Source organism: Frankia sp. AiPs1, from assembly GCF_023716945.1.
Lineage (GTDB): Bacteria > Actinomycetota > Actinomycetes > Frankiales > Frankiaceae > Frankia.
In genome coordinates, this window is record NZ_JAMQQF010000063.1 from 1 (window position 1) to 20,263 (window position 20,263).

Consider the following 20,263-nt stretch of genomic DNA (forward strand, 5'->3'; position numbering starts at 1 on the left):
GCCCATCCGCCCGCGGCCCACCCGCCGGCAGCCCATCCGCTCGCTGCCCGTCCGGCGGCCGGCCGTCCGGTGGCACGTCGGCGAAGTAGCGGGACAGCGTCAGTTCCTGGAAGCAGACCAGCCGGGCGCCGAGTTCGGCCGCCGCGATCGCGCCCGCCCGCAGCGCGGCGGCGTGCTCGGCCGGGTCAGGATGCCAGCGGTGCTGCACCGCGGCGATCCGCAGCGGCGGGCGCGTCGGCGACGCCACCCGGGCCGGCGAGGCGGGCACCCCGATGCTGGTGATCGTCAGCATGCCCCGATGTTCTCATGACCGGCACGCCCCCGCCGGTCCCCGCGCCCCGCCCGTCCCGTCCGGTCCCGCCACCGGCGACCGGCGGGTCACGGGCGTCGAGCCTGCCATGATGACCCCCGTGCCCGACGCCGCCGCCAGCCGCCGGATGCCGGCCGCCCGCCGGATGCCGGCCGAGTGGGAGCGGCATGCCCGGACCTGGATGGCGTTCCCGCCCCCGAACGACACCTTCGGTCCGGAGGGCTCCGCCGAGCTCGCCACGGCCCGCGCGGCCTGGGCCCGGGTGGCGACGACGATCAGTCGGCACGAGCTGGTCACCCTGATCGCCGGGCCGGGTCAGGGCGCGATCGCGGCCCGGCAGGTGCCGCCGGCTGTGACGGTGATCGAACTCGCGCTGGACGACGCCTGGATGCGCGACAGCGGCCCGACGTTCACGATCGACGGCAGCGGCAGCGGCAGCGGCAGTGCCGACGGCGACGGCAGCGGCGACAGCAGCGGCGACAGCGACGCGCGCCTCGGCGCCGTCGACTGGGTCTTCAACGGCTGGGGCGCCCAGGACTGGGCGAGCTGGGACGCGGACCGGCTGCTGGCCACGGCCGTCGCCGCGCGGGCCGGCGCCGCGGTGCGGCACTCGGCGCTGACGAACGAGGGCGGCGGGATCGCCGTGGACGGGGCGGGCACCGTGCTGCTGACCGAGACCGTCCAGCTCGACCCCGCCCGCAACCCGGGCTGGGACCGCACCCGGGTGGAGGCCGAGCTGCACACCCAGCTCGGCACGACCAGGGCGATCTGGCTGCCGCGGGGCGTCGCCCGCGACTACGACCGGTTCGGCACCCGCGGGCACGTCGACGTCGTCGCCGCGTTCGTCCGGCCCGGCCTCGTCGCCGTGCACAGCCAGCCCGACCCGGCGCATCCCGACCATGAGACGACCCGGGAGCTGGCTGCGCTGCTGCGGGCCAGCCGCGACGCCGCCGGCCGGCCGCTGGAGGTCGTCCAGATCGCGGCGCCCACCGTGCTCGAGGTCGACGGGGGCCCGGCCGGCTACTCCTACCTCAACTACTACGTCGCCAACGGCCTGGTGGTCGCCGGCGTCTTCGACGATCCCCGCGACGCCGACGCTCTCGACCTGCTGGCTCGGCTGTACCCCACCCGCCGGGTCGAACCCGTGGACGCCCGGCCGATCTTCGCCCACGGCGGCGGGGTGCACTGCATCACCCAGCAGGAACCACAGGTCATCCGCTGACCCGACCGGCGCTGACCCGACCGGCACTTGACCCGACCGGCGCTGAACCACCCGGCGGCCCGCTCCGACGCGGGACGAGACCGCGGTGGCGCGGGCCGATCCGGCACCCGCCTTATTGACATCCGTTTTCGGAATCGTTTTCATCAGGGGTGTCCGCTCTGCGAAGTGAGGATCCCTTGCCCGTCATCCCCATCTGCACCCGGCTCGCGGCCGGGGTCGCCGGCCTGGCCCTGCTCGCGGCCCTCCTGGCTGGCTGTGGCTCGTCTTCCACCGGCAGCGGTGCCGGTGCCGGCGGGCGGCTGCCGGTCGTCGCCACGACCAGCCAGGTCGCCGACTTCACCCGGGTCCTCGGCGGCGATCGGGTCCGCGTCTCCCAGCTGCTGAAGCCCAACGTCGACCCGCACGACTACGAACCCACCCCGGCCGACATCGAGGCGATCGGCGACGCCAAGGTGCTGGTCGAGAACGGCGTCGGGCTGGAGAGCTGGCTCGACGACGCCATCGGCGCCGCCGGCTTCGACGGCATCCGGGTCGACGCGAGCCGCGGCGTGACCATCCGGGCCGGCAACGGGGACACCGAGGAGAAGGCGGGCGATCCGCACATCTGGCACAACCCGCTCAACGCCAAGATCATGGTTGCCGACATCGAGCGCGGGCTCGCCCAGGCCGATCCCGCGAACGCCGGCTACTTTCAGGCCAACCGGATCGCCTACGACGGCAGGCTCGACGCCCTCGACGGCGACATTCGCCGCCAGATCGCCACGATCCCGCCCACCGACCGCAAGCTGGTGACCAACCACGACGCCTTCGGCTACTACATCGACCGCTACGGCCTCACCTTCGTCGGCTCGATCATCCCGAGCTTCGACACCGCGGCGGAGCTGTCCGGCAGCAACATCAGGAACATCGTCGACAAGATCCGCCGGACCGGCACCAAGGCCGTCTTCTCCGAGTCGTCGCTGCCGCCGCGGACCGCGCGGACCATCGCGAGCGAGGCCGGCGTGCGGGTCGAAGCCGGGGAGGACTCGCTCTACGGCGACACCCTCGGCCCCGCCGGCTCCGACGGCGCCACCTACCTGCAGATGGAGGAGCACAACACTCGCAAGATCGTCGCCGCGCTGCGCTGAGGCGCCACCGTGCTCACCCGCTTACCCAAAGATGACAGTTACGTCACGGTAGAGTCGGGACCGGCATGGGCGGAGCCGCGGTGACGTGATCGGACGAGGCCGGGGGGCCGAGCGCGGCAAGGCGCGGCCGCCGGTGAGCAGACCCGTCCAACGAGGACCTCGGGCCGCCCGCCGACGCCCGCGTGTCCCGCGGACACCCCGGACGGGCGCGAGGGAATCGATGTGGATGACGACGTGAGGCTCGGCGCGGACCGCGCGACCGGCAGGGACGAGAGGGTGCCGCAACCGCGCCACCCCGACCGCCCCGAGCGTCACCCCGAGCGCCCTGAGCACCCTGAGCACCACCTCGGCCGTCCCGCGGAGAACCTCGAGCCTTCCGCGGACAACCTTGGGCGTCCCGGATATCTCGGCGACTCCGATCGCCCGGTCCGTCTTGGCGACACGGACTCCCACCGTGATCCGGCTCACGGAGCCATCCCGGCGCAGCCCGCGCCGTCGCGGTCGCGCAGCCGGGTCAACGCGCTGTGGACGGTCGGCGACCAGGTGGTGTCGAGTGGCACCAACGCGGCGATCAACTTCATCATCGCCCGCCGGGTGGACTCGAGCGAGTTCGGCGCGTTCGCGATCGCCTACACGATCTTTGCGATGGTCGTCGGGCTGTCCCGGGCGGCCGGGACCGCGCCCCTGGGGATCAGCTATGCCGACGTCCCGGCGTCGACGTTTCGCTCGGCGGTGCGGGCCGCGGCTGGCACGGCGCTGGCGCTCGGCGTCGTCGTCGGCGTGGGTCTGCTCGTCGTCGGAGCCGCCCTGCGCGGCACGGTGGGGCTGAACCTCGTCGCCATGGGCGTGATCATGCCGGCGCTGCTCGTGCAGGACGCCTGGCGCTACGCCTCGTTCGCTCAGGGCCGTCCCCTGCTCGCCGTCGGCAACGACCTCGTCTGGGCGGCGGCCCTGGCCATCGGAGTCGGCCTGCTCGCCGTGGGTTCGGGCGGCGGCGGCACAGCGGCGGCGATGGTGCTGGTCTGGGGGGCGGCCGCCGCCCTCGCCGCGCTGGTCGGCGTCGCGCAGCACCACGCCTGGCCCGATCCGAAGCGCGCGTGGGCCTGGTTCACCGGCCACCGCGAGACGACCGGCTTCATGACCGCGGAGTTCATCTCGTTGCAGGGCGCCCAGCAGACGTCCACGCTGATCATCGGGGCGGTCGGCTCCACGTCGCTCGTCGGTGCCCTGCGCGGGTTGCAGACCCTGCTGGCCCCCACGACGAACCTGGCCGTCGCGTTGATGAGCTTCGCGATCCCCGAGTTCGCGCGGCGCAAACACATGCCCCCCGGCCAGGTCATCCGCGGCGCCTACCTGGTCTCCGGGCTCGTGGTCGTCTCCAGCTCCCTGTGGGGGCTGGCGTTCATGCTGCTGCCCGCCGACTTCGGCGCGGCGCTGCTCGGGGACACCTGGGGCCAGACCCACGACCTGCTGCTGCTCGCCGTGATCGCCCAGGTGGGCCCGGGGCTCGCCGTCGGTCCGGCGGCGGTGCTCTACGCCTTCGGCAAGACCCGGCTCACCTTCTGGATCAACCTGTTCTTCGTGCCGTTCCTGCTGGCCTGCCCGATCACGGGCCTGCTCGTCGGCGGCGCCAAGGGGGTCATCGTCGGCAACATCATCGTGTTCTGGGCGACGATCCCACCCTGGCTCTACTACCTGCACCGCCACGTACGCACCGGCCCGCGCGCCTGAGGCCGATACTCAGCGGCTGGCGCCACCCGGTTCGTCGACCGGACGGTCAGCCCGGGCGCGCAGCAAGATCTCCCACCATCGCGAAGATGCCGAACTGAGCCGCGGACAACGGCACCAACAGGACGATCAGCAGAATCTCCACCGCGTTCAGGGTCTGTTCCGTCCGGAAGCCGGAGCCCCTTCTCGTGTCGGCCGAGCGACGGACGTGATCGGCGGCGATGAGCAGACATCCGGCGACGAGCACCGCCAGGACGAAGCGCGCGAGCTGATCGGATGCCCTCGCGGCGACCGCCGCGACAAATGCCACGGTGCCCGCACCGCCGGCGATGAGCAGCGGTATGACCTCGTCGTGTCGCCGGAAGGTGCGGGCGCGCAGCAGGACGAGGACCGAGGTGACCAGGACGAAGGACGCGGCGCCGAATCCGGGAGCCACCGCGGCCACCAGAACCAGCCCGGCCGCGATCGACCCGGCCATCCCGACCAGCAGGCCGCGCGCGATCGTTCGGGCTCTGGCAGTGCGTTCCCGCTCGTCCCGGACGCGCGTCCGTCCCCGCCGGGCCGCCCGACCCGGCGCCGCGGGCGACCACTGTTCGGCGCCGTCCCCGAACTCCTCGGCTCCGCGCGACTCGCTCAGGGACATCCGCGCGGCGTCGAGCGGGACGAGGCGAACCACGATTGCCGGGACCGCGAAGATCGACATTGCGGTGAGGACGACCGCCGCACCCACGACAGGGACCTCGGACGAGCCGGCCGCGGCCGCGATCGCCGACGTCACCAGGACTTCGGCTCCCGCGACGAGCACGGCGGGCATGAGTGGCAGCACCGCGAGGCCATGGATCGCCAATCCCACCGAAGCGAGCACGATCGCCCCCGACGCAGCCGTCACCAGCCGTCCGGAGACGGCGAAACCGGCCGTCGCGCCAAGGGCGTAGCCGCCGGCCGCCGCGTAGGCGACCGCGAAGTACCCGCAGGCCGACCGGGGGGCCGCGGACCAGGTCCAGGGCAGGGCGGTGAGGACGGTCAGCAGGACCGCCCCCATCAGACCGACGGCCGCTTCGACCGCACCCGGCCGTCGCCCGAGACCGAGCATGGCCGCGCCGGCCAGCAGAAGCACCGCGGCGAGCCCACGGAGAAGACGACCGGGAAGCTCCGCGCCGGCGGTCGCAGCATCGTCGACCGACGCGCGGGTGATCTGAATCAGATCCGTCACGATCGGCGAGGGCGGCGGCGGGGAATCGACGGAGAACAGCAGGATATCCCCGCTGCGAATTCCGGCATCCGCCAGGGTGTCCCAGGACGACAGCGGCGGACCGCCGATTCGCTGCAGCTTCCAATCCTGCAGAAAATCGTCGTGACGAGCAGTTGGAAAGACTCGGAGAACGGCCGCTATGCGTGGTTCCAACAATCCGATCGCCAGGTCGGCGGGGAGCGTCATATCGGCCTGCAGGCCGGCACCCTGGATGGTGACGCGGCGGATCTTCGGCCACGCGGGCGACCCGATGTTCCCCGGTGGATCCGTCGCGCTTCCGGACATGCTGGTTCCCCCCGATCGACCGCCGTCCCCGACGGGGACGAACCCGGACTATTCTTCCGTACCATCTGCACACGGAGAGCGGGGGCACTGACTGATGCAGACAATTCCGCCGTCGGCCGCCGACGGTGGCCGGCGTGTCGGGAACGCAGGCGAGGCCGGGCTCGTGCGCCTTCCCGTCCCGCCGGTGCTGCCGCCGCCCCGTTCCGCCGGCGCCCTCGTCGCGCTGGTCGTTCCCCTGCTGGGCGGGGTCGGGATGCTCGGCTACGCGCTGGTGAGTCCGAGCAGAAGCTTCCTGCTGATCGGCGTGATCGTGGCGGTGAGCTCCTTCGGCGCGGCGGGCGCGTCGTACGTGAGCCAGCGGGCCAGCCAGGGGGGTTCGTTCAGTGACGACCGCATCGAGTGTCTGAGCAGGATCGACGACTGCCGCACTCGGCTGCAGGACGCCGCGGACGCCGAGTTCGTCCGGGCGAGCCTGGCCCATCCGCCGCCTGACCGGTTGTGGACGGCGGCGTCCAGCTCCGGTTGGAGCTCGGCAAGGCGCAGCAATGATCCCGAGTTCGGCATCGTGCGGCTGGGGACCGGAGCACGTCCCTGGACGCCGCCGGTCGAGGAACCCGAACCGGTCGACCCGAGCCGCCGGCACGACCAGGTGTGCCTCGACGCCCTGCGCGGTCTGCTGGACGGCTTCGCCAAGCTACCCGCCATGCCTCTGACGATCTCGCTGCGGACGTGCCCGTTGCTCGTCGTCGAGGGCGACGCAGACGACGTGCGAGGCCACGTCCGGGCCATCCTAGCCCAGGCGGTGACCTTCCACGCACCGGTGGATCTGCGCGTGGCCGTGTGCAGGTCCGCCGCCCGGGCAGCCGAATGGGACTGGACGAAGTGGCTGCCCCACGTGGAACATCCGGACGCCTGTGACGCCGACGGCCCGGTGCGCCTCATCACACTCGATCTCGAGACCCTCGGCTCGCTCCTCGGACCGGAACTCGACGCTCGCCGCGCCGGACGGCGGGCCGGCGGCGACTCCTCGGATGTTCGCGCGGCCCCGCACCTGATCGTGCTGGTGGATCTGGACGGGGCGGCGCTGGATGAGGGCGGTCTCTTCGCGACGCTGTCGGAGGCCTCCGAGCTGGGGGTCAGTTTCGTCGTGTGCGCCGGCGCGCCCCTGACGCTGCCCCGCGGCGGACGCCGGGTGCGCACCCACCGCGGTCGCCTCACCGTGCAGGCGGCGGACCCGCAGACCGCGGCGCAGACGGGAGCGGCTGACCAGCTCTCAATGCTCCGGGCCGAAGCGTTGGCCCGCGTGCTGGCGGGCCTGCCCGCCAGCACCGGGGGCGGCGGCGATGGTGCGCAGGCACCCGCCGCCGATGCCACCCTGACCGGACTGCTCGGTATCACCGAGCCTGCGCTGCTGGACCCGTCGGAAAGCTGGCGACCCCGGTCGGCAGCGCAGCGGTTGCGGGTACCGATCGGGACCAGTTCCACCGGCAGGACCGTGGAGCTCGACCTGAAGGACTGGTCCGTGGGCGGCATGGGCTCGCACGGGCTGCTGGTCGGCGCCACCGGTGCGGGCAAGAGTGAGCTGCTGCGCACCCTCGTCGTGAGCCTGGCCGTCACGCATCGGCCGGAGGATCTGTCCTTCGTGCTCGTCGACTTCAAGGGCGGGGCGACCTTCGCTCGACTCGCCCCGCTCCCACACGTCGCCGGTCTGATCACGAACCTCGAGGCCGACCCTACGATGATCGGTCGGACCCTGGCGGCGATCAGCGGGGAGGTGGACCGCCGCCAGCGCTTGCTCAAGGCGGCCGGCGACCTGGACTCCGTGGAGGTCTACCGCCAGGTGCGCGCCACCCGCCCCGAGCTCGATCCGATGCCGTCCATGCTGGTCATCGTCGACGAGTTCGGCGAACTACTGGAGGAGAGGCCGGAGTTCGTCGAACTTTTCGGCCGGATCGGCCGGCTCGGGCGCAGTCTCGGCATGCACCTGCTGCTCGCGTCCCAGCGGCTGGAGGAGGGCCGGCTGCGCGGGTTGCAGAGCCACCTGCGCTACCGCATCGCGCTGCGGACGTTCAACGTCGAGGACAGCCGGACGGCGATCGGTGTTCCCGACGCCTTCGAGCTGCCGGACGAGCCGGGCTGGGCGCTTGTCAAGATCGGACCGGCGCTGTCCGACCCGATGCGGGCCGCCCGAGTGTCCGTGCCGGTCGCAACCCCCATGCCGGTCGCAACCCCCATGCCGGTCGCAACCCCCGTGCCGGTCGCAACCCCCATGCCGGTCGCAACCCCCATGCCGGTCGCAACCCCCATGCCGGTCGCAACCCCCGTGCCAGTCGCGCCGCCCGTCGCGCGTTTCCGCGCCATCAGTCCGAGTGTGGCCGCCCTGCGCGGTCTGGCCGGCGGGGTGGACGTCGGTGCTCCGCTCGCCGCTCCCGCGTTCGGCCCGGGGCCGGTCCAGGATCAACAGACTGTGGCGGACCTGCTGGTCGCCCGGCTGCGCGCGGCCGCCCCCCGGGTGCATCAGGTGTGGCTGCCGCCCCTGGCGGAAGTGCTGACCCTGGATGGAGTAGAGGCCGCGATCCGTGGGCCGCAGGAGGCGGTCGCCGACCACTCCGGGGGTGACCCCGGGCTCGCCGTCGCCGTCGGACTGGTGGACCGTCCGGGTGACCAGCGCCAGGATCCCCTCTTCGTCGATCTGTCGGGCGCGGGCGGGAACGGGGTGGTGGTGGGCGGAACCCAGTCGGGGAAGAGCACCCTGCTGCGGACGGTCGTCGCCGGCTTCGCCCGGCGGTACAGCCCACGCGACGTCCAGGTCTACGGTCTCGATTTCGGTAACGGACTGTTGACGCCCCTGGCGGCCCTGCCGCACGTCGGGGCGGTCGCGGCCAGAAGCGAGCCGGATCGGGTCCGCCGGGTGCTGGCGGACGTGCACCGACTCGTCGAGCGCAGACAGCAGACCTTCCCCGCCGCCGGGGTGGACTCCGTCGCCGACTTCCGTCGGCGGCGCGCGGCGGGCGAGAACCTCGATCGTTTCGGCGATGTCATCCTGGTCATCGACAACTGGGCGGCCTTCGCGGCCGAGCACGAGGAGCTGGTTCCCCGGGTGTACGACATCGCCGCCGTGGGCCTGAGTGTGAACGTTCACCTTTTCGTCGCCGCGAACCGCTGGCTGGAGATGCGGCCGCAGCTCCGGGACAACCTCGGCACGCGGCTCGAACTGAGGCTCGGCACGCCCAGCGACAGCGAGATCAACCGCCTGGCCGCGCTCGCGCTGCCCGCGCAGCAGCCTGGGCGCGGCCTGGTCGGGACGGGGCTCGTCTTCCAGGCCGCGATCGCTCGCGCCGACGGGCGGGCGACGACCACTGACATGGCCGGCGGGCTGCAGTCGCTGATCGCCGAGATCGCCGACCGCTGGCCGAGCCTGGCCGCGCCGCCGTTGCGAATGCTGCCGACCAGCGTCGCGCGCGCGAGCCTCGTCGTGGCCGAGCCGTCACCTGCACCTGCTCAGGCCGACGGGGTGCCCATCGGCCTGGCCGAAGATGACCTGGAAGTGGTGCGCCTCGACCTGACCCGCGCCGACCCGCACCTGATCGTCCTCGGCGACGACGGCAGCGGGAAGAGCACCTTCCTGCGCACCTGGCTGGCGGGTTTCCAGCAGCGATACTCGCCCGACCAGGCAAAGGTACTGATCGTCGACTACCGCCGCACCCTGCTGGAGTCGGTCGCCGGGCCGCACCTGCTGGAGTACTCCGGGTCTGCGCTCGCCGCTGCGGCCCATCTCGCCGACGTGGCGGAGGCGCTACGGGAACGGGTGCCCGGTCCCGAGGTGACGCTCGCCCAGTTGAAGGCGCGGAGCTGGTGGTCGGGCTCCGATGCGTACATCGTCGTCGACGACTATGACCTGGTGGCCACGCCGTCCGGCAATCCGCTCGCGGCCCTCCTGGAGCTTCTGCCGATCGCACGCGACGTGGGGCTCCACGTCATCATCGCCCGCCGGATCGGCGGCCTCGGCCGATCCGGCTACGAACCGGTCCTCGCCCGCCTGCGCGACCTCGCGACCCCGGGGCTCGTGCTCTCGGGAGACCCCCAGGAGGGCATCGTGCTCGGCTCAACCCGCGCCCGCCACCGCCCGCCCGGCCGCGCGGTCCTGGACCGTCCGGGCCGCCCGACCACCGTCATCCAGATCGCCGAGTAGATGCGCACGGCTGCCGGGGTGGTGGTCGAGAACTGCACCCCTCGCCGCCCGCATCAAGCAGAGCCCGCATCGATCGACTCAGGTCTTCTTCCAGGCGACGCCGGGCCAACCCGTCAGCTCAATGTCTTGATCGTCGGCCCATCGAGTCGTCCCGGGAGAGACGTCGACGCCGCATAGGGTGGACCAGTCCGGTGCGGTCGGTTGCGCGTACTTCTCTGTTTCGAGCTCCTCCGGTGAACACCATACGGTGCCACAGGAATCACACATGAGTACCAAGATGCCCGACCTGGTTACGAGCGGTCGTACAAGCCCCTGGTCGATGAAGGGGCACTCCGCAATCCAGATGTACATGGCCGTCATCTTACCGGCATGCCGGCGACAGGGAATGCGGTGACAACATGGTTGCCCTGTTCAAGCACCAACTGCACGACCTGCACCGTCGGGTTACCAGCCTGCCGGCCGACTGTGCCGCCGATGTAGCCGACAGCACGGTCCATGTTCACGTAGTAGACCGTCCGGCTGCCCTGTCTTACTGCAATGCCATCGCCCGCCTGAGCCTTGAGGTATGCCTCATCGACAATCTCCAAAGCCTTACTCGGATCCGAGAAGACACCGTGCATGGGTCGACTCACATCATCAGTTGTGTGGGCCAGCACGTGGTCAACCCGGGTCGGAAAAGAGGGATCGTCGACACCATAGAAAAGCCCGCCGGGAGAGGTGTAGGCATGGCCGGGCGTCGGCCCTCCCGCCGCCGGCGCGGGCCCACCGCCCGTACCGGCCGCCGGTGACTCCGGCGGGTTGACCGGAGGAACGGGTGACTCGGGCGGCGAGACCGGCAGTTCCTCGGCCGGCGTCGCCGCCTTCGGTTCGACAGCCGGCGCGCTCGCCGGCGGCAGCACGTCCGGAACGATCCGGGGTGACGCGACCTCCTCGACCGGTCCGTGGTTCAGCAGGCTTCTGATCCGTCCACCGACGGAGCCGAGGGCCTTGTTGGTGAAGCGGCCCGCGGGGCCGAGCGCGGGTCCGGTGAGTGCGCCGAACTTGGCGCCGTCGACGACCGCGCTCCAGTCGTAGGTGCCGCCCGGGACGACGGTCGCCTCCATCGGCTGGATGATGAGGGCTTCCGAGCTCACCCCGGCCAGCGCACCGACTGCGGCGTCGATCCCAATCCGGGTGAGGGTGGTGCCGACGGCACCGGCGATCGTCTCCTCCAGGGCCGCCGCCGCGGCCGCGATCTCCGCGAGGACGCCACCCGCCGCCGCGTCGGACAACCCGGCGGTGACCACCGACAGCAGGCCACCGACGACCACCGCGGAGACAGCGACGCCGGCCAGCTCCACGACGCGGTGGCGGGCGTTCGTCACCCGGGCGGCGTAGTCGTTGCACGCGTCGGCGAGCGTGCGGCAGGTGGCGGCGAGATTCGTCAGGACCGGGCCGCCTTCGACGGAGCTCGCCGCGCAGGACCCGTCGCTGTAGTTTTTCTTCCAGAACGCCTCGATCCGATCCACCGTCGGCCCCGACGAGGACGCCTTCAGGCTCTGGATGGCGCGGTCGCCGTCGGCGGCGATCCGGTCGATGGTCGTGGCGAGCGCCGACCACGCTCCCGCCGCCTGATGGAGTCTGTCGACCTCGCCCTGCGGCCACCAGCAGTGCCCATGCTTGTGGTAGACCTCGGCGGATGACGCGGGCGAGGTCGCCTCGGGTGTCGTCGACGACGGTGCCGCCGGGCTGTCCGCCAGCGTCACGGCTCCCGATCCGTGGGAAAGGCGGAGGTTGTGTCCGCGTCCCGGTAGTTCTCCGCGGTGGTACGCAGGCCGGTGGCGATGCTCTTCAGCCCGGTGACGCCGGTGCGGGTGACGCTCTCCACTGACGGCACCGTGCCGTCGTAGCTTGCGGAGAATCGGTGGCCGGGCTTGTCCGCTCCCGCCATCCCACCGGTGTCGGCGAGCGCGGCGAGCAGTGCACCCAACGCTTCGCTGAGCTGGTTGCCAGCGGTGTCGAAGGTGGACGCCGCGGTTCGGAAGGCGGCGGGATCGACAGAGAAGTCCGACATGACCCTACGTCCACATCCGGGAGTTGACGCTCTCGGTCTCGGTGTAGTTCTGATGCGCGACGCCCAGCCCCTGGGAGATCGTCTGTAGCACCGCGTTGAGATCTGTGACGGCGTTGTCCCACTTGGTCTGCTGCGCCGTGTAGTTCTGGGCGGCGGTACCCGTCCACGACGCCGTGAGCGGCTTCAGGTAGTTGCGGAGGTTCGTCAACTCGTTCTGAATGTTGGTGAAAGCGGTGGACGTGTCGGTCTGCGCCTGTGCGATCGAACCGAAGGTGACGCGGATCTCGCCGTCGCCGGCCATGACGACCCTCCTGGATGAAATGGGAAAGCTGGCGGTGGAGAGACTAGCCGTTCAAGGCCGTGCCGATACGCGAAAATCCGGACCTGTTCTGTTCCTCAGTACCCTGATAGTTGGCATGGCTCTGCTTGAGAGCATCGCCGATGCTCTGCAACGCCTCACTCAGCTTCCGCGCATCGCCGTTCCAGCGCTCCTTCAGGACCTGGAAACTTGTCGCGGCGTCGCCGTGCCAGTTGCCCTGCAGCGCCTCGAGGCGGCCGATCAGCAGGTTTAGCTGGTTCTGAATGTTCGCGTTGACGTCGTACACGTGTTGCGACGCCTGCCGCATCACATTCAGGTCTACGCCTACCGCGTCCGGCATTCGGATCCCCCAACCCATTCCGGCGAGAGCCGCGGGCATTCCGCGACCCCAGGTCGATCACACTATCCCGCGCGGCAGATACTGACAAGGTACGCGGCCGACGCGCAGGTGACGTACTCATTCCGGACTTTCGAGCCGGGAACCCGCGGGAAGCAGGTCAAGCAACGACCTGGACACGGAATGTAGTTTCCGAAGGTCGTATCCCAGGCGTTGAAGCGGCGCCGGGCTCGTCGCGGGGTACGCGCGACCCTCGGCGAGCAGATAGACGGGCGAATGCTCGCTGATGTCGCCGTCTGCGCCGGCGGCTTGCAGGAGGGCCGCCGGCGCGGTGGAAGCGTCCCCGACCGCGGACACCGTGACGCGCACCCCCTCGACCGTGTTCCGCGCGATCTCCCGGCGGCCGGCGGCAACGGAATCGGCACTCACGATTCTCGTCGAACCGTCAGACAGTGCACAGACGGCGTCGCCCGCCCTCGCCGGAAGCGTCGGCAGATGGGCCGGCCACGCCGGATCGTCGACCGGATCACGCACCGGGAGATCCCGAATGTCCGATCTGGAGACGTCGATCGGCCGGTGCAGTTCCGGATGCCGCAGGCCGGTAAGCAGATCCGCTCCCGTGTCCGTCGTGACCGGATGGAGGACGGGCCCGACCGATGTCTGCTCCAGCACGTATCTCGCATTGTCCGGGGTCCGGATGAAGGAGCCGCCGAGTTCACCTGCTCGGGTTCCCGGCTCCGCCGCCGGCACTCTGATCAGGGACATCATTCGGCCCGCCGACGGGAGCAGCGCGAGCCAGCTTTCGGGCACCTCGGCTACGTGGCTCGGATCGTAAAGGTGCGCGAGGGCCGCCTCGTCGATCGGGAACTTCCGTCCACCGGCGACAAGGAAGTACCCCTGGGTCCGCGCCCCGCGCACCGCGATCCCGTTCGTCGTATCGTCCACCGCGGGCCCGGCGTCGGACCGGCTGCCGAGCAGGACGGCGACCTCCTCCGGTCCGAGGACGCATGCCGTCCAACGGAACCCGTCGGTGAGTGCAGGCGGTATGGCAGGCACATCGGAAATCCCGATCGACGGCCCGAAGCCCGCCGCCGCCAGCCGCCGGTGGGAGACCCATGTGATGCGCTTCGCCGGCCCGCCGAGAAGCAGCAGGGTGGTCCGGTTGGCGACCGGACGCGCAATCTTCCCCGACATCAGAAACAGGCCGCCGAGGTCCCGATCCCCCACGAGCGTACCGTCCCGGTTCCAGCCCGAGGGTGCGGCGTGGAAGACGGTCGTCTGGGCCGCGGTGACCACCAGGGCGAGCAAGGTGACGACGAGGCCGCCCGCGAACGCAGGCAGGGTCCGGCGGGAAAGTGGTTGAAATCCTGCGGATCGACCGCGAACAAATGTTGCCACGACGATACGGCGGCGGAAAGCCTCCGCTTCGGCACGCTCTCGTTCGTCTCTCCTCGACACTGAAGCCCCCCGGCTGTCCGGACACTTTATACCGCATTCCGCGGCCGTTCCGACTCCTGAGGCTTTCGTGCGCGGAGCCGGACGCCCGGGCGGGTACCTGGCCGACTTGGACCTCGCCGGGCGCACGACTCCACGGTCGCGCTGAAGCCGCAGGTCAGGCGGGCACGTCGGCCGTCACCACCGCGCCGAACTGGACCGAGCGCATCGAGTTGCCGTACCAGAAGCCGTGATGCGGGAAGATCACCGGTCCGGGGGTGTCCAGGGCGGCGCCCAGGGCCACGAACAGCGGGACGAAGTGTTCCTGGCTCGGCAGGGCCCGGCGCACCCCGGGCGCGCGGTCGCGGTAGTGCACCAGGGCGTCGAGGTCGCCGCGGCCGAGCGCGTCGGCCACCCAGGCGTCGAAGGCGGCCACGTCCGGGTGGGGGTCGCTGTCCGGGTTCGACAGGTCGGCGTGGCCGGTGGAGTGGGTGAGCAGACCGGTGGCGAAGATCAGCACGCCGTCGTCGCGCAGCGGCGCCAGCCGCCGGCCGAGCTCCAGCAGACCCACCGGATCCTGCGTGGGCAGGGAGATCTGCAGCACGGGAACGTCCGCGTCCGGGTACATGTAGATCAGCGGGATGAAGGCCCCGTGATCGAGCCCGCGGTCGGGCTGCGCAACGAGCGGCTGGCCGGGCCCGAGCAGGCGGGCGACCTCGGCCACAAGGTCGGGGGCACCGGGAGCCGGAAAGCGAAGCCGGTAGAAGCGCTCGGGGAAGCCGTAGAAGTCGTAGTACAGCGGGACGGGCGTCGTCGTCGCCCCGTACGCGATCGGGTTCTGCTCCCAGTGCGCGGAGATCACCAGGATCGCCCGGGGACGCGGCAGCGCCCGGCCCCACGCGGCGAGCTCGGCGGTCCAGTGCGGATGGTCGATCAGCGGCGGGGCGCCCTGGGTGGCGTAGATCGCGGGCATGCGCGCGCCGCCGGCGGCAGATTCGAGCGGGGAGGAAGCAGACGCGGTCGACACTGGCTCGTGCTCCTTGTCGTCGTGAAATGGACCTTCGGGGTCGTCACGAAACGGACTTTCAGCGTACGGAGGCATGCCACGGCTGGTCGGCGAACTGTCACGTGTTCCCCATCGCTTGGATGCCACAAACTGACAGCAGATCTTGCTAGCATGAGCCGCATGACCACTCGGACGATCACGCTACGGCTCTCGGACGAGGCCTACGAGTCGGTCCGGCGCCACGCCGAGGCCGACCGCATCTCGATGAACGCCTGGATCGAGGGCGTGCTCGACGCCGAGGACATGCGCCGGCGCTGCGCCGCGCACGGGGCCTGGATCCGGGCCAACCCGGCCGTGGCGCAGGCGGCCCTGGCCTTCGGGGAGGCCAACCAGCAGGCCCTCCCAGCCACCGGACATCCCACCCTGACCGACACCTCCCCGTGAGACCGCCGCGGCGCGGGGAGCTCTGGACCGCGAACACCGGCCCGACACCCCAGGCCGTGCTCGTGCTCAGTTCCACCGTCTACAACGAGATCGTCGACGAGCCGACCGTGCTGGTTGCCCTGGTCGTGGAGCACGCGACCAGCGAAGGGTTCTGCGTCGATCTCGGCGGCGGCGTGTGGGCCGTGATGGGCCTGGTCACGTTCGTGGCGAAAGCCAGCCTCGTCGCCTGCCTGCGCTCAGTCGACACCCAGGCGCTGACCAGCGCCAACACCATGCTGTTCAAGATCCTGGCCACGCCCGAACGCTGAGGCGGCCGCCCTCGACGTCGGGCTCGACCCGGCTGTGGGCGGCCAGCCAGGCCGCCGCGAGGACCGTGAGCACGAACCCCGTCGCCGCGATCCCACCGCTGCCCGACCTGGCGTGATCGCCCAGCAGGGTCAGCCCGATGATCGCGGGGACGACGGTCTCCGCCGTCGACTGCCCCGCCATGGCGATCGTGACCGAGCCCCGCTGCAGGGCCGCGGCGAACGCGACCATGCCGACCACCCCGTAGACCAGCAGCGCCCAGGACAACGGATCGGCCACGACGTCGACGAGGGTGTGATCGGCCTCCAACGCGCGAGCGCACAGCGCCGTCCCGCCGAACGCCAGGCCGGACAGGCCGCCGAGGGTGAGCACGGCGCGCTCCTCGGCCAGCGCCCGGCCGGCCCAGAAACAGCCCAGAGCCGTCGGCAGAATGCCCAGCGCGATCAGGACGGCGGCCGTCGACCCCACCGGTCGCGGCTTGCCCGGCGCGGCGGTGGCCGCGAGCAGCACCACCCCGAGCCCGAGCACGACCAGGGCAGCCGCCTGGGACCGGTCCAACCGAACCCGCAGGAAGATCCTCGCCAGCACCGCCGTCACGCCGACGCTGGCCACCAGGATCGCCTGGACGGCGAACAACGGCAGGGAACGCACCGCGACCAGCGAGAGCACCCAGCCGACCAGGTCCAGCCCCATCCCGACGAGGTAGGGAACCTGCACCGCAAGCCGCACCAGCAGGCGGGGATCGAGGGCGCCGGTGGTCGTCGCGGTCCGGCGGGCGCCGACGCTCTGCAGGATCGAACCCACGCCATAGCAGACGGCGCACGCGAAAGCCGACAGATACGCCACGAGCACCCACTCAGCCTAGGGCGCGCTCGCGTCAGGGGACGAGGTCCGCCAGGTCGTCGAGCCGGAGCACGACCGCGGCCACCATCGCACTGGTGACCTCCGGCGCCTCCACCACCTCGTCCACCACCGTGCGGACCCGGCCGACGCCACCGCTGCGGGCGGCCCGCCTGACCGCCGTGTCCAGATCGCCGCCCGCCCTCGCCAGCAGCGCCTCGGCCAGCCGGGCATGGCTGCTGGCCAGCTTCGACCGCAGCGACGCCTTCGCCATCGTCTCCCAGTAGGAGTCCCCGGGTCGGTCGACGATACGGGTGGTCAGCCGGCCCAGCCCGAGCCGAACGCCGAGGTCGAAGTACTCGGTCAGCACCTCCGTCACCGCGATGTCGTGTTGCAGCGCCACGTCGACGATGTCGAGGGCGTTGTCCATCACCTTCAGCCTCGCGACCTGCTCCGCCGCGCGCAGCGGCAGGCCGGCGCCGAGCAGCCGGCGCCGCACGGTCTCGATGGCGTCGAGTTCCTCCCGGGCGCCCAGCCGGCGCAGCGTCTCCGGCAGCGCCATCGCCACCTCGCTGACGCCGTCGTAGTAGCGCATGGTCTCGGCGGTCAGGTCCAGCGGCCTCGGGCGTCGCCGTAGCAGCCACTGGGCCGCGTACTCCTGCAGCATGCGACACCGCAGCAGTGCCTCGACGGCGGCGTCGACCCGGTCGCCGCCGGGCACGTCGCCACGACGGCGGGCCCGACACGGCGTCCCCGCGGCCGGTTGGTGATGGCCGTCGACCGCCTCCCAGACCCAGGCCAGCCCGAACAGGTCCCGGGTGATGAGGAAGGCCCGGACACCGTCCACCGGCGGCGCACCGGTCAGTTCCTCCAGCCGGAACAGGAAGCCGGCGCCGACCCGGTCGACGAGGTCGTTGGCGAGCTGGGATGCCGCGATCGCCCGCCACAGCGGATGTCGGTCGAACCGCGGGCCGATCAGGGGCCGCAGCGTGGCCGGCAGGTAGGCGTCGAGCGCCTCGGCGGTCGCCGGCTCGGCCAGCAGGTCCGATCCGACGAGCTCGCCGAAGACCTCGCGTTTGCCGTAGGCGTGCAGGATCGCGATCTCGGGACGGGTCAGCACCGGGCCCCGGCCCATCCGCGCGCGCATCACCTCCTGGTCCGGGACGGGGTCGACGGACGGGTCGAGGATGCCCGCGGAGACGAGGTGACCGGTGAGCCGAGCCATGCCCTCGACCGACACGGCGGCCTGCCGTTCGGAGACGCTCAGCGACAGCACCTGCCGGGCCGAGTCGGCGAGGACCAGCTGCACGACCTCGCCCGTGGCCGCCGCCAGCAGATCGTCGCGCCCGGACGGGTCCACCGGGGCAGTGCCCGGCGCGCTCCCGCCGATCGGACCAGGCACGCGGCCGGCGGCGGCAAGACCAATCTTGAGGTTCACCTCGCGGTCCGAGCAGTCGACGCCGGCCGAGTTGTCGATGAAGTCGGTGTTGCACCGGCCGCCCGCCAGGCAGTACTCGACCCTGGCCGCCTCCGTCAGGCCGAGGTTGCCACCCTCGGCCACGACTCTCGCCCGCAGTTCGGACGCGTCGACCCGGCAGCGGTCGCGCGCCTTGTCGCCGACCGCGTGGTGGTCCTCGCGCGAGGCCTTGACCCAGGTGCCGATCCCGCCGTTCCACAGCAGGTCGACCGGCGCCCGCAGGATCGACCGGATCAGCTCGTCCACGGTCAGGCTTTCGGCGTCCACCCGCAGCCGGGCCCGGATCTGCGGGGACAGCGGGACCCGTCGGGCCGACAGCGCAAACACGCCGCCGCCGGCGGACAGCGCCGACCGGTCGTAGTCGTCCCAGCTGCTGGTGGGCAGCGCCGCAAGCCGCCGCCGCTGCGCATACGAGCGGTCCGGGTCGGGGTCGGGGTCGAGGAAGAGGTGTCGATGGTCGAACGCGGCGACGAGAAGTAGCTGGTCCGACTGCAACAGCCCGTTGCCGAACACGTCCCCCGACATGTCCCCGATCCCGACGACGGTGATCGGTTCACCGTCGGCGTCCACTCCCAGCTCGGCGAAGTGGCGCCGCACCGACTCCCAGACACCCCGGGCGGTGATCCCCAGTGCCTTGTGGTCGTAGCCGGTCCGGCCGCCGGAGGCGAAGGCGTCGCCGAGCCAGTAGCCGGACTCGACGGCGATCGCGTTCGCCAGGTCGGAGAACCGGGCCGTGCCCTTGTCCGCCGCGACGACGAGATAGCTGTCCTCACCGTCGTGACACACCAGCCCGGGCCGGCGGACGGTGGCCCCGTCAACCCGGTTGTCGGTCAGTGCCAGCAACGCGCGGATGAAGGTCGCGTAGCAGGCGCGGCCCTCGGCCTCCCGCCGCCGCGGGTCGTCCGGGGGGTGCCGCAGAACGTAGCCGCCCTTGGCCCCGTCGGGCACGATCAGCGCGTTCTTGACCCGCTGCGCCTTCATCAGCCCGGCGATCTCGGCACGCAGGTCCTCGGTCCGGTCGGACCAGCGGATCCCGCCGCGGGCGACCAGCCCGGCGCGCAGGTGCAGGGCGTCGAAGCGCGCCGTGCTCACGAAGACCTCGGCCGCGGGAAGGGGACGCGGCAACCACCGCAGCCGGCCTGGGTCGAGCTTCACCGCGAGCGCCGTGCCCGGCAGGTAGTAGGTGGTGCGCACGACGGCGAGGACGACGTCGCGCAGCCGGGTGAGCAGCAGGTCCTCATCGACGCCGGCGACCGTGTCCAGGTCGCGGTCAAGGCTGACCGCCAGTTCCGCGGCGCCGTCCGGGTCCTCGGCACCGGGCCGCATCCGGGCGTGGAACAGCGCGACGAGGTCCCGCGCGAAGGACGCGCGCGCGGTCAGCATCCGATGCCCGTACGCCTCGCTCAGCGGCAGCCCGGCGTGCAGCAGGTAGCGCAGCAGGGCGCGCAGCAGCGCAACCTCGCCGGCGGCCAGCCCCGCGGTCAGCACCAGCCGGTCGAGTGGGTCGCTGTCAGCCCGCCCCGCCCAGATCGCCCTGAGCGTCGCGCCCAGCTCGCCGACCTGGGCCAACGCCTGGGTGGCCAGCTCGGGGGGGCCAAGAATCCGGTACTCGTCGACACTGACGGTTTCGCCGATTACGCCGGTTACGCACCCGTCGCCCGGGCCGGCTGACTCAAGCGGATGGTGGTCCTCCGCCCGCAGGCCGAGGTTGGCGAGCATCGGGACGACGTCGGCCAGCGGCGGACCGGCGCCGGGCCAGGCCAGCCACAGCGAAAGCGGGCAGCTGTCGTCGACCCGCCGTACCGCCAACCCGGGCGCCCCCTGCGCGGCCAGGGCGCCGCGCGCCGGCTCGGTGGGGGCCCGAGGGCCCGACGCACGGTCACCCGCCGTTCTGGCCGCTCCCGCCCCCCAGCCCATATAGGCCCCCGCCG

At 71.7% G+C, this 20,263-nt stretch carries 15 protein-coding genes and 1 pseudogene; 6 read left to right on the top strand and 10 right to left on the bottom strand.

Annotated elements, in window-relative coordinates; translation table 11 throughout:
* Window positions 1–292 (bottom strand): annotated as a pseudogene (locus tag ND748_RS09280) (hydrolase); the annotation flags it as partial.
* Between the two features lie 106 nt (window positions 293–398).
* Between ND748_RS09280 and ND748_RS09285 the strand changes: the two are divergent.
* The 3 genes from ND748_RS09285 to ND748_RS09295 all read left to right on the top strand — a co-directional run bounded on the left by ND748_RS09285 (window position 399) and on the right by ND748_RS09295 (window position 4,390).
* Window positions 399–1,532, top strand: coding sequence for an agmatine/peptidylarginine deiminase (locus ND748_RS09285; RefSeq protein WP_251745259.1), 1,134 nt, complete (start codon window positions 399–401; stop codon window positions 1,530–1,532).
* A gap of 176 nt (window positions 1,533–1,708) precedes the next feature.
* On the top strand, window positions 1,709–2,659 hold the full coding sequence (locus ND748_RS09290; RefSeq protein WP_251745260.1) for a metal ABC transporter substrate-binding protein: 951 nt from the start codon (window positions 1,709–1,711) through the stop codon (window positions 2,657–2,659).
* A gap of 276 nt (window positions 2,660–2,935) precedes the next feature.
* Entirely contained in the window at window positions 2,936–4,390 is a 1,455-nt protein-coding gene (locus tag ND748_RS09295) for a hypothetical protein (RefSeq protein WP_251745261.1), read from the top strand.
* A gap of 46 nt (window positions 4,391–4,436) precedes the next feature.
* On the opposite strand, the gene ND748_RS09300 is transcribed toward ND748_RS09295, so the two are convergent.
* Window positions 4,437–5,924 (bottom strand): EsaB/YukD family protein, encoded by a 1,488-nt coding sequence (locus tag ND748_RS09300; RefSeq protein WP_251745262.1) that lies wholly within the window; start codon window positions 5,922–5,924, stop codon window positions 4,437–4,439.
* 163 nt (window positions 5,925–6,087) lie between these two features.
* Between ND748_RS09300 and eccCb the strand changes: the two genes are divergently transcribed.
* Entirely contained in the window at window positions 6,088–10,116 is a 4,029-nt protein-coding gene (gene eccCb / locus ND748_RS09305) for a type VII secretion protein EccCb (RefSeq protein ID WP_251745263.1), read from the top strand.
* A 356-nt stretch (window positions 10,117–10,472) separates the two neighbouring features.
* Here eccCb and ND748_RS09310 read toward each other — a convergent pair whose 3' ends face one another.
* The 6 genes from ND748_RS09310 to ND748_RS09335 all read right to left on the bottom strand — a co-directional run bounded on the left by ND748_RS09310 (window position 10,473) and on the right by ND748_RS09335 (window position 15,232).
* Entirely contained in the window at window positions 10,473–11,861 is a 1,389-nt protein-coding gene (locus ND748_RS09310) for a hypothetical protein (protein ID WP_251745264.1), read from the bottom strand.
* Entirely contained in the window at window positions 11,858–12,169 is a 312-nt protein-coding gene (locus tag ND748_RS09315; RefSeq protein WP_251745265.1) for a PE domain-containing protein, read from the bottom strand. Before ND748_RS09315 ends, ND748_RS09310 begins: the two co-directional genes overlap by 4 nt.
* A 4-nt stretch (window positions 12,170–12,173) precedes the next feature.
* Complete coding sequence (locus ND748_RS09320; RefSeq protein ID WP_251745266.1) at window positions 12,174–12,470, bottom strand: WXG100 family type VII secretion target; 297 nt, start codon at window positions 12,468–12,470, stop codon at window positions 12,174–12,176.
* Between the two features lie 43 nt (window positions 12,471–12,513).
* Window positions 12,514–12,828: a WXG100 family type VII secretion target gene (locus ND748_RS09325; RefSeq protein ID WP_251745267.1), complete on the bottom strand. Its 315-nt coding sequence runs from the start codon at window positions 12,826–12,828 to the stop codon at window positions 12,514–12,516.
* A gap of 117 nt (window positions 12,829–12,945) precedes the next feature.
* Window positions 12,946–14,409 carry a type VII secretion protein EccB gene (locus ND748_RS09330; protein WP_308205614.1) on the bottom strand — a complete coding sequence of 488 codons (1,464 nt, stop codon included), beginning with the start codon at window positions 14,407–14,409 and terminating at the stop codon, window positions 12,946–12,948.
* A 28-nt stretch (window positions 14,410–14,437) separates the two neighbouring features.
* Window positions 14,438–15,232 (bottom strand): class III extradiol ring-cleavage dioxygenase, encoded by a 795-nt coding sequence (locus tag ND748_RS09335; RefSeq protein ID WP_285901838.1) that lies wholly within the window; start codon window positions 15,230–15,232, stop codon window positions 14,438–14,440.
* 204 nt (window positions 15,233–15,436) lie between these two features.
* On the opposite strand from ND748_RS09335, the gene ND748_RS09340 reads away from it, so the two are divergent.
* Together ND748_RS09340 and ND748_RS09345 are read left to right on the top strand one after the other, a co-directional pair.
* Window positions 15,437–15,709: a toxin-antitoxin system HicB family antitoxin gene (locus ND748_RS09340; protein ID WP_251745270.1), complete on the top strand. Its 273-nt coding sequence runs from the start codon at window positions 15,437–15,439 to the stop codon at window positions 15,707–15,709.
* Window positions 15,706–16,017, top strand: coding sequence for a MazF family transcriptional regulator (locus ND748_RS09345; RefSeq protein WP_251745271.1), 312 nt, complete (start codon window positions 15,706–15,708; stop codon window positions 16,015–16,017). The genes ND748_RS09340 and ND748_RS09345 overlap by 4 nt, the downstream gene beginning before the upstream one ends.
* Here the strand turns inward: ND748_RS09345 and ND748_RS09350 are convergent.
* A complete protein-coding gene (locus ND748_RS09350; RefSeq protein ID WP_251745272.1) occupies window positions 15,989–16,867 on the bottom strand; it encodes a hypothetical protein in 879 nt (292 codons plus the stop codon). The genes ND748_RS09345 and ND748_RS09350 overlap by 29 nt on opposite strands.
* A gap of 25 nt (window positions 16,868–16,892) precedes the next feature.
* Window positions 16,893–20,263: NAD-glutamate dehydrogenase domain-containing protein (locus tag ND748_RS09355; RefSeq protein WP_308205615.1), on the bottom strand; the 3,371-nt coding region annotated here is incomplete at its 5' end.